The following is a 9,675-nucleotide window of genomic DNA, read 5'->3' as shown; positions in this document are numbered from 1 at the left end:
ATATCAATAACTTTATTTTTTGAACGATAAAAAAATTACAAGAAACATCATTTCAGCACCACAAAAAAACTTACAGGAAATTTTTTAAAACATTAACATCATCTAAATACCATTTAATATTTTCTCACAAGCTGTTAAATGAGATTTTTCACCATATTATAGTTTAACACCAAATTATATCGGTTAAATATTTTCAAAGGTAGAATAATGAAAAGGTCTAATCCTATAGACCCAAGGGTCTGTTTTTACTACAAATTCTTTTACAACCTAAAAAAATTAAGAAATGCAATGATATATCGATGATTTTGTTATTCAGTAAGAAACTATTTATAAAATTGAACGTATAAGGAAGAAATTAGAAGTAGAAAGTTTAAAAAAGTAAAATGTTTAGTTTATTACTATTTGTATAATTACGCGAATATTCCAGATTATGCCACATTCCTCTAAATGAAATTAACTTCCGCTCTCCACCTTTGTTTATATATTTTATTATCGCTTCCGTCTTTTTGTTTAGGAAAAGGCATTCTTATATCCGAAAAAGATATAGGAACTGAGATTTCGCTTAAACCGTTTTTTTATGCTGTAGAAGATTCGCTGGACAAGTATTCTGCTACAGATATTTTGCATAAACAACAATCAAATTTTGATCATTTAGAACAGCTTAAGCTTACTGCCCCTGATCATACGGTATGGTTAAAAACCGTTATACAAACATCCAACGATCTTTCGCATACAGATTTTTGTTTGAGTTTTAATTATTTAACCTTTGTTGATCTTTATCTTTTTAAAGACGATACTCTGGTTGCACACAGAAAAGGTGGTGTATTTAGAAAGCGATCGGAAATTTCTATTAAAGATCAGCGACTTGCTTTTAGTCTGTCTTTTAGCAAGTCAAGCAATTATCAATTGCTTTTAAAAGTAAAACATACCAAGAAGTTTCCGCCCATCTTCAATTTTCAGTTACAGGATGCCTATACACATCTTCAGCTAAATAAAAACTTAGAGCTTACGAACGCCTGGCTACAAGGTGCATTGGCTATATTATTTTTATACGCCTGCATTTCATGGTTAGTTAATCGTTACCGGCCTTTTATATGGGTAGCTTCATTCTTATTGCTAATCGGGCTTTATGGCTTTTCTTTACAACCGCAATATATCGATCTGCTATTTCCATCTTATCCCGAAACGGGCTGGCTATTGGTTCTGGTATACCTGCATTTCGGCATTGTTAGCTTTTATATGCTCATGGTAGATTTTCTGGAGATCAAAAAAAATGATGCCGTACTTTATCGTCTGATTATGTACTTCATAAAGGGGATTCCTTTCTTCACCGTATTATGCCTTACAAATAATATACTAACTTCTAATTATTACCTTACTAATCAAATCAATCTTTACATATCTCTGGTTCATCTATTTTGCATAGGTTATACATTTTTTATCCTATGGAATAAATTAGATAGCAGCCAGCGATTTCTCTTGTATGGAATCATTGTTTTTGCAATAGGTGCCGTGGCTTTGGTGGGAGTTACTTTTATATTAAATGAACAGGGTTTTATATACGCGCCTATTATTACGAAAACTACCATTATATTGATAACGATATTATTTTTAGCAGGAATAGGCAGAAAGCTGCGACAACATGAACAGGAAAAAATTGCTACACTAAAATTGCTAAATAAGCTACATAGCGAACATAATACGCTTATAGAACATAAGGTCGAAGAGCGTACTATTGAACTGCAGGCTATGAACAGCAAGTTAACACTGCAGCAGGAGGAATTGATCAGTCAGCATAACCATATTCAAACCCTGATGGATGAACTGAATCATAGGGTAAAAAATAACCTGCAGATGCTTTATAGCCTAAGTACTTTTCAATTGCCACAAATACAGAATGAGAAGGGTAAACAAGTACTTAATGAAATGCGTAGTCGTATTAAAGCCATGATGTTGGTAAATGAACATCTGAATACGGAAACGAAGGAACAATCTGTACAAGTGTCTTCCCTCACGAAGGAAATCAAACAGCATATACAGTACATTTACGACCCTCAACAAAAGGTTAAAATTGATCTGGATATTCCTGGCAATTTTTTACTGAGTACCAAACATTCTTTACCTTTTGGCTTGATATTGACCGAGCTTTTCACCAATACATTTAAGCATGCATTTGAGCGAGAACACATTGCACCGTCTATTAAAATTGAAATCTTATTGTCGAAAGAAGAAATACATTTAAATTATAAGGACAATGGTAAGGGTGCGGAAAAATTAGATACCCGCGCATCAATGGGGATATCGCTTATCCGTGACCTGGCAAGACAATTAAAAGGACAATTACAAATAAATACAAATTCCGGATTCCATTATTTTTTCACTTTCCCTAAACACTGAACATGATACGCATTTTAATTATTGAAGACGAAATTGTCATTGCCCGATTTATAGAGCAGCAGCTTAAATCGATTTCTCCCTGTGAAGTCGAAATTGCTCTTTCGATTGACGAGGTCGAGCAGTCACTTCCTGATTTTTCTCCCCAATTAGTACTATGCGATATTGAGCTCAACGATAAACTGGATGGTATTGAACTGATTAAATCTCTAAAAGTGTCCCATTCGTTTGAATTGGTTTTTATTACCTCTTACCAAACTATTAATACAATTAACAGAGCTTTTGAACTTGAGCCGGCGAATTACATCATCAAACCTTTAGACGAAAGCAGATTATATGCTGGAATTCTACCGGTCATTAAAAAAATATCTGCACATAGCGACGCGAGAAATGATATTGCTGAGCTTCAAAAGCAGGTAAGTCAAAGTGAACTGAATATCCTTAGATTAATTGCTAAACAAAAAACTACCAAGGAAATTGCTGATATCCTAAATTTGAGTCCATCTACTATTAAAAACCATAGACATAGTATTTGCAGAAAGTTGAATCTGGGAGAAGAGACAAATGCTTTATTGACCTGGACTTTAAAAAATCATAAACTATTAGAGACGGGGTAATACAGTATTAAGACAAAATAAATAAATAAATAAATAAATAAATAAATACCAATTGGCCTTATCTCTAGTTTTTAATACGTTATTAATAACTATATTAGTTATTCTTTAACCCTTTCTCAAGGGCATCCTTCAACCAAAACATTATTAAGTCTATAAAAGTCCGCTAAAGTCCGTAAAACTCCGTGAAAGTCCATTGATGTACCGCATCTGCTTCGGTCCCGGTTCACTCACGGTACGCCCCTAATTCGGATATGATTCGGCACACCTTTCCGTGGTTTCGAAGAAGTCCCAAATCAATGTGGTATATAATTCGTTATTTATATGATTATCCTCAATCTGATATCAGATACTAAGTTCTGACCAAATTCAAATAAATCCAGTTCTCTTGTAACCTTTTCTTTCCTCAGTTACCCTAAGAAGGTATAAACTAATGCAAAACAAAATGGAAAGTAAAAATGAACAACAGTTATTGCGCTCGGCGCTCAATCTGTTAAAAGCTGTATTTGTAATTGTTCCTATAGTTGCAGGAGCAGACAAGTTTACAAACCTTCTTACTAATTGGGAACAGTATCTTAATCCTTCGATTGCTGCTTTACTACCTTTCTCTCCTTCTACCTTTATGATGATTGTAGGTATTATTGAAATTATTGCAGGCATTATTGTATTAAAAAAAACCGAAATTGGTGGTTACATTGTTGCTGCATGGCTTACAGCGATCGCATTAACATTACTGGCAGGACTTCACTATTTAGATGTTGCAATTCGTGATCTGGTAATGGCTGTTTCGGCTTTTGCTATGGCAAGAATTTCTAAAATCATTGATTAAGATTATGACCCCATTCGAAAAATTTACCGAAGCAGAAATTATTACAAGAATTTTAGAGGGAGAGAAATCTCTTTATGAAATTATTGTAAGAAGGTTTAATCCGTATCTGTATAAAGTGGGGAGGTCATATAATTACAATCATGAAGACACGCAGGACTTAATGCAGGATACCTTTATTGATGCCTATAAAAGCCTCTTGCAATTTGAGGGCCGTTCCGATTTTAAAACATGGATTATCCGTATCATGATGAATCATTGTTACAGAAAAAGAGAAAAGTCCAGTTTTAAAAATGAAATGACTCAAGATATAAACGACAATTCGAAACCAATGTTTAGCAACTCAAATAACGATACAGATAAAGTGATTGGAAACAGGGAATTAAGACATGTTATTGAAGATTCTCTGAGTAAAATTCCTTTTGATTACCGGATTGTATTTTCACTACGTCAAATCAATGGGCTTAACGTAACTGAGACTGCAAACTTATTAAGTATTAGCGAAGCTAATGTGAAGGTACGGCTTAACAGATCGAAAGCAATGTTGAGAAGCGAGATAGAGAAAATATATTCTGGTCGAGAGCTGTTTGAATTTAATTTAATCTATTGCGATGCAATAGTAGAAAACGTAATGCATAAAATAAATGAACTCTGATTCTCATATCAAGGAAATAATAGATAGTGGCTTAAATGAAGCCTTAACTGATACAGCTCCTGCTGCACATCATTTTGAATTAAGCGAAAGCGAAAAAATAAGTAAAATTGATATCATTTTGAAGAAATTATGCGTACGCTTGGCTTGGATTTACGCGACGACAGCCTAATTGGAACTCCAAAAAGAGTTGCAAAGATGTTTGTTAAAGAGCTATTTAGCGGTCTAAATCCGAAAAATAAACCGGAGATTAGTCTTTTTGAAAATAGGTATGGTTATAAGAACATGCTTATCGAGAAAGACATTTCGCTATACTCCAATTGTGAACATCATTTTGTCCCTATTATTGGCAAGGTACACGTGGCTTATATTCCCCACCAGCAAGTTATTGGATTGTCTAAAATTAATCGTTTGGTACAGTATTATGCCAGCCGCCCTCAAGTTCAGGAGCGATTAACAATACAGATATCTGACGCGTTAAAAGAAATTTTCCAACATAATGACATTGCGGTTGTTATTGAAGCAGATCACCTATGTGTTGCATCAAGAGGTATTAAAGACACCAATAGCATAACCACTACTGCGATCTACTCGGGTAAATTTGAAGATGTAGCTACCAAACAGGAATTCTTATCGCACATTTATAGCAAAAAATAATAATTATGGCACAGGTTGTTAAAATAATAAACATAGAACATCTCACACATGATGTTCTTCGGATAACTGCCGAAAAACCAACTGATCTTCATTACCTTCCGGGGCAAGCAGTAGATGTATCTATTAATAAACAAGGTTGGGAACAGGAGTTGAGACCCTTTACTTTTACTTCCTTACCCGAAGACGACCACATAGAATTTACTATTAAAACCTACCCTAATCATCATGGCGTTACAGCGCAATTACTCGAACTCGGAAAAGGTGATGAGTTAATTATTGGAGATGTTTTCGGGGATATCACATACAAAGGTGATGGCATTTTTATCGCCGGCGGTGCGGGTATTACTCCTTTCATTGCCATTTTTAAGCAGCTTGATAAGCGGGATGGCATTGCACACAGCAAATTGATCTTTGCTAATAAAACTAAAGCAGATATTATTCTTGAAGACAGTTTTAGCAAATTGTTAGGCAGCAGATTTGTTAACGTACTTTCTAACGAGCAGTTGCCGAACTACGAATACGGCTATATCTCTGCTGAACTGATAAAAAAACACATAGACGACCACACCTTATATTTTTATCTCTGTGGTCCCGACCCGATGATGCAGGCAATAGAACAGCATTTATCTTCACTAGGTATTGAAGATGCTTTTATTGTTAAAGAAGGTTTTTAAGTACGAAGCTGTTTTCAAAATATTGAAAACAGCTTCGTATCTTTTATATTCATTTCAACTTAACCTTGATTTTGACGAATTAAGATTAGCTTTCAGACTTTAATTTTTTGTAGCACCAGCTACCTGATCATATCAAAACCAGTATAAGGAATCAATACCTCAGGTATTTTAATCCCATCTTCTGTTTGGTAATTCTCCAGAATAGAAGCGACAATTCTAGGTAATGCCAATGCACTTCCGTTTAATGTATGTGCCAGTTGTGGTTTGCCTTCACTACCTTTGAAACGTAATTTCAAGCGATTAGATTGATAAGTTTCGAAATTAGAAACAGAGGAAACCTCTAACCAACGTTGTTGTGCGGCACTCCACACTTCCATATCATAAGTTAAGGCAGAAGTAAAGCCCATATCGCCTCCACAAAGTCTCAATACCCTGTAGTATAAACCTAGTTTTTGCAACAAACCTTGTACATGCAGACTCATTTGTTCCAATACTTCATAAGATTTATCCGGGTGTACTACCTGTACAATCTCTACCTTATCGAATTGATGCAAACGGTTTAAGCCTCTTACATGTGCCCCATAAGAACCTGCTTCTCTTCTGAAACATGGTGTATAACCACAGTTTTTAACCGGAAGCTGATCCTCTTTTAAGATAACATCTCTGTAGAGATTCGTGATAGGCACTTCGGCTGTTGGGATCAGATATAAATTATCTAATCCTACAAAATACATTTGTCCTTCTTTATCCGGTAACTGACCGGTTCCAAAACCTGAAGCCTCGTTTACTAAATGTGGCAACATCATTTCTTCGTAGCCAGCTTTTTCTGCCTCGGCCAAAAAGAAATTAATTAAAGCTCTTTGTAATTTAGCGCCTTTACCTTTATACACCGGAAAACCTGCTCCGGTGATTTTAGTCCCCAGTTCAAAATCTATTAAATCGTATTTCGCTGCCAGATCCCAATGTGCCTGTGCACTTTCCGGTAATTCAGGCGCTTTTCCATAAGTCAGGACAATTTCGTTATCTTCTGCGGAAACACCTTTAGGAACAGATGCATGCGGAAGATTAGGTAATTGCACAATTCTATCATAAAGCTCCTGCTCTAAAACAGCCAACTCGTCGTTCAGTTTTTTAATATCGTCCTTAGCCGCAGTAGTCTTTGCCTTGATGGCTTCTGCTTCTTCTCTCTGACCAGCCTTCATTAATTCGCCAATTTTTTTGGCTGCTGCATTGGCGTCTGCCTGCAAGGCATCTCCCTGCGATTGTGTGGAGCGTCTTTTCTCATCTATAGCAATAATTTCATCAACCAACTCTGGCTGACCAAAATTTCTTACACTTAAACGTTCAAGCACATGCGCTCTATTCTCGCGGATATAATTAACTTGCAGCATATTTTATTTTTTTGACAAAGATAGGATTCGATTTTTAATTTACGATTTTAGATTTACGATTTTAACCGTAAAAGACACAAAGAAAGCACAATGAACATAGAGCCATTTGATTCAGATTTATCAAGAAAGACAAAATGCAGCTCGCCAAAAAACATTCAAAGTACAAAACATAAATAATGGAGACAAACGGAACGGAAAAGCACAGATCAACTCCCCTCTCCCTGCCCGTCCGGCAGGCGGGTTTCGGAGAGGGGTCGGGGGTGAGGCCTGGAAAACTATACCTGGTACCTACACCTATCGGCAATTTAGATGATATGACTTTCAGAGCTGTTAAGGTATTGAAAGAATGTGATATTATACTGGCAGAGGACACCCGTAATTCTGCACCTATGCTTAAGCATTTTGGAATAGATAAAAAACTCTTTTCACATCATCAGCATAACGAACATAAGGCTGTAAATGAGATTATCAGGTTTTTAAATGAGGGTAAAAACATTGCTCTTATTTCTGATGCAGGAACACCTGCCATATCTGACCCTGGTTATCTTTTGAGCCGCGAGGCTATAAAAAATGAAATTGACATTGAATGCCTTCCGGGAGCAACAGCCTTTGTTCCGGCATTGGTTAATTCCGGATTACCAAATGATCGTTTTGTATTTGAGGGATTTCTTCCGGTAAAAAAGGGTAGGCAAACCAGATTAAAAGAACTGGCTTTGGAAAAAAGGACCATGATTATTTATGAATCCCCGCATCGTTTGCTGAAATCTTTAGATGAATTCATTGAGTATTTTGGTGAGGACAGACAAGCTTCTGTATCCAGAGAACTAACCAAGATGTATGAAGAAACAGTCAGAGGTACTTTGAACGAAATTAAGCACCATTTTGTTGAGGGAACAGTAAAGGGAGAGTTTGTAATTTGTGTAGCGGGAATATAGCGTGAAGGTTCTTTTTAGTGGTTCCATTGGAATACAATAAATAAACGACTGAAATGCATCATGGATAAACTAAAAACTTATTTAGAGAATATAATCCATTTTAATGAAGGTGAACTAAGCACATTTTTTTCGCTTTTTTCGGAGATCGTATTTCTTAAAGATGATTATTTTGCAAAAGAAGGTGAGTTTTCCACAAATCTGGGTTTTATTACAGAAGGTGTAATGCGGGCTTTTTTTCGGGATGATTGCGGAAAGGAATATAACAAAACTTTTTTCACACCGCCTAACTTTGTTGGTGCTTATTCTTCTTTGACGACAAAACGGAAAAATCTCATCAATATTCAATGCCTTACTGATTGCACTTTATTAGTCGCCGACTTTAAAAAACTAACTTTACTTTATAAAGACTATCCCAAGTTCGAGAGTCTGGCCAGAATACTGGCGGAATATAAGTTCGCAATTAAGGAAAAAAGAGAAATTGAACTTGTTACGCTTAATGCCACAAGACGGTACGAAATTTTCAAGATAGAACATCCAAATTTAGAAAATCTGATCAGCCAATACCACATAGCATCGTACCTGGGTATAACACCTACGCAACTAAGTCGAATTAGAGCAAAAAATTAATTTCTTTACATATGTAAATGCATTTCAGTTTCATTTTCGAGAATTTGGTGACAAAATCTTAAAAATGAAACTAAACAATAACAAAATATTGATAACCGGTGCCACATCCGGAATTGGTAAAGCATTAACAGAAAAGTTATGCAAATTGGACAATCAGGTAATTGCAGTTGGCAGGAATATGGAAATGTTAGATACTCTTGCCAAATCTGATAACCGTATTATCACTTTCCAATGCGACCTTTCTTCAGAAACGGAGATCAATCACCTCGTCTCATTTATAAAACAGAATCATAGCGATCTTAATATCCTTATTAACAATGCAGCAATTCAATACAATTGCCGTTTTGATGAGGCGACTTATTCGGCTGAAAAAATTGAAAACGAAATTAATATTAACCTTATAGCACCTATAAAACTCTCTTTTTATTTATTGCCGATTTTGAGAGTAAATTGCAATGCAGCCATAGTTAATATCTCCTCTGCCCTGGGCATCGTTCCTAAAGCAATATCTTCTGTATATTGTGGCACTAAAGCCGCTATCCATATTTATACGAAATCGCTTCGATACCAATTAGAAGATGTGAAAGTGTTTGAGGTAATCCCTCCCTTAGTAGATACTGAAATGACGAAAGGAAGAGGAAAGAATAAAATATCAACGAAAAAATTAGTCGACGAATTTATAAAAGCTTTTCGGAACAATAAATATGAGATAAACATACATAAAGTGAAACTATTAAGAATATTAAATAGAATTAGCCCTAAAATCGCAGATAAAATAATGAAAAGAACAACTTTATAATAATGTAATAACAAATGAGCTGGAAATAGACTGATAAGAACACTAAGCGCTGTATTTAATATTAAATCATAAGACGCTATGCATACCAAAGTAATCAGCAGGTAAT

General features: G+C 35.5%; 10 protein-coding genes. 9 read left to right on the top strand and 1 reads right to left on the bottom strand.

All coding sequences use genetic code 11. The annotated features are described in order from the left end of the window. The first annotated feature begins 447 nt into the window (after window positions 1–447). The 6 genes from ABWO41_RS11510 (at window position 448) to ABWO41_RS11485 (ending at window position 5,817) form a co-directional block, all read left to right on the top strand. A complete protein-coding gene (locus ABWO41_RS11510; RefSeq protein WP_353137837.1) occupies window positions 448–2,397 on the top strand; it encodes a histidine kinase dimerization/phosphoacceptor domain -containing protein in 1,950 nt (649 codons plus the stop codon). A gap of 2 nt (window positions 2,398–2,399) precedes the next feature. Beyond that, a complete protein-coding gene (locus ABWO41_RS11505; RefSeq protein ID WP_353137835.1) occupies window positions 2,400–3,011 on the top strand; it encodes a response regulator transcription factor in 612 nt (203 codons plus the stop codon). Window positions 3,012–3,453: 442 nt separating this feature from the next. Further along, window positions 3,454–3,837 carry a hypothetical protein gene (locus tag ABWO41_RS11500; RefSeq protein ID WP_353137833.1) on the top strand — a complete coding sequence of 128 codons (384 nt, stop codon included), beginning with the start codon at window positions 3,454–3,456 and terminating at the stop codon, window positions 3,835–3,837. A gap of 4 nt (window positions 3,838–3,841) precedes the next feature. Further along, window positions 3,842–4,489, top strand: coding sequence for a sigma-70 family RNA polymerase sigma factor (locus ABWO41_RS11495; RefSeq protein WP_353137831.1), 648 nt, complete (start codon window positions 3,842–3,844; stop codon window positions 4,487–4,489). Window positions 4,490–4,618: 129 nt separating this feature from the next. Beyond that, complete coding sequence (folE, locus tag ABWO41_RS11490; protein ID WP_353137829.1) at window positions 4,619–5,143, top strand: GTP cyclohydrolase I FolE; 525 nt, start codon at window positions 4,619–4,621, stop codon at window positions 5,141–5,143. A gap of 5 nt (window positions 5,144–5,148) precedes the next feature. Continuing rightward, entirely contained in the window at window positions 5,149–5,817 is a 669-nt protein-coding gene (locus ABWO41_RS11485) for an FAD-binding oxidoreductase (RefSeq protein WP_353137827.1), read from the top strand. 119 nt (window positions 5,818–5,936) lie between these two features. Here the strand turns inward: ABWO41_RS11485 and serS are convergent, their stop codons facing one another. Beyond that, window positions 5,937–7,208 carry a serine--tRNA ligase gene (gene serS / locus ABWO41_RS11480; protein WP_353137825.1) on the bottom strand — a complete coding sequence of 424 codons (1,272 nt, stop codon included), beginning with the start codon at window positions 7,206–7,208 and terminating at the stop codon, window positions 5,937–5,939. A gap of 176 nt (window positions 7,209–7,384) precedes the next feature. On the opposite strand from serS, the gene rsmI reads away from it, so the two are divergent. From rsmI to ABWO41_RS11465, 3 genes are all read left to right on the top strand, one after another. Beyond that, entirely contained in the window at window positions 7,385–8,143 is a 759-nt protein-coding gene (gene rsmI, locus ABWO41_RS11475) for a 16S rRNA (cytidine(1402)-2'-O)-methyltransferase (protein WP_353137823.1), read from the top strand. A gap of 60 nt (window positions 8,144–8,203) precedes the next feature. Then, window positions 8,204–8,770 carry a Crp/Fnr family transcriptional regulator gene (locus ABWO41_RS11470; RefSeq protein ID WP_353137821.1) on the top strand — a complete coding sequence of 189 codons (567 nt, stop codon included), beginning with the start codon at window positions 8,204–8,206 and terminating at the stop codon, window positions 8,768–8,770. Window positions 8,771–8,834: 64 nt separating this feature from the next. Continuing rightward, a complete protein-coding gene (locus tag ABWO41_RS11465; protein ID WP_353137819.1) occupies window positions 8,835–9,569 on the top strand; it encodes an SDR family oxidoreductase in 735 nt (244 codons plus the stop codon). Window positions 9,570–9,675 lie beyond the last annotated feature (106 nt).

The sequence above is a fragment of the Pseudopedobacter sp. genome, from assembly GCF_040392825.1.
GTDB lineage: Bacteria > Bacteroidota > Bacteroidia > Sphingobacteriales > Sphingobacteriaceae > Pseudopedobacter.
Note: the sequence above shows the minus strand (reverse complement) of the source record. Positions and strands in the feature narration are given on the sequence as shown.

Excerpts from the sequence above, each read along its gene's own strand:
- ABWO41_RS11510 (WP_353137837.1), top strand. The coding sequence starts at position 448 with ATGAAATTAACTTCCGCTCTCCACCTTTGTTTATATATTTTATTATCG.
- ABWO41_RS11505 (WP_353137835.1), top strand. The coding sequence starts at position 2,400 with ATGATACGCATTTTAATTATTGAAGACGAAATTGTCATTGCCCGATTT.
- ABWO41_RS11500 (WP_353137833.1), top strand. The coding sequence starts at position 3,454 with ATGGAAAGTAAAAATGAACAACAGTTATTGCGCTCGGCGCTCAATCTG.
- ABWO41_RS11495 (WP_353137831.1), top strand. The coding sequence starts at position 3,842 with ATGACCCCATTCGAAAAATTTACCGAAGCAGAAATTATTACAAGAATT.
- folE (WP_353137829.1), top strand. The coding sequence starts at position 4,619 with ATGCGTACGCTTGGCTTGGATTTACGCGACGACAGCCTAATTGGAACT.
- ABWO41_RS11485 (WP_353137827.1), top strand. The coding sequence starts at position 5,149 with ATGGCACAGGTTGTTAAAATAATAAACATAGAACATCTCACACATGAT.
- serS (WP_353137825.1), bottom strand. The coding sequence starts at position 7,208 with ATGCTGCAAGTTAATTATATCCGCGAGAATAGAGCGCATGTGCTTGAA.
- rsmI (WP_353137823.1), top strand. The coding sequence starts at position 7,385 with ATGGAGACAAACGGAACGGAAAAGCACAGATCAACTCCCCTCTCCCTG.
- ABWO41_RS11470 (WP_353137821.1), top strand. The coding sequence starts at position 8,204 with ATGGATAAACTAAAAACTTATTTAGAGAATATAATCCATTTTAATGAA.
- ABWO41_RS11465 (WP_353137819.1), top strand. The coding sequence starts at position 8,835 with ATGAAACTAAACAATAACAAAATATTGATAACCGGTGCCACATCCGGA.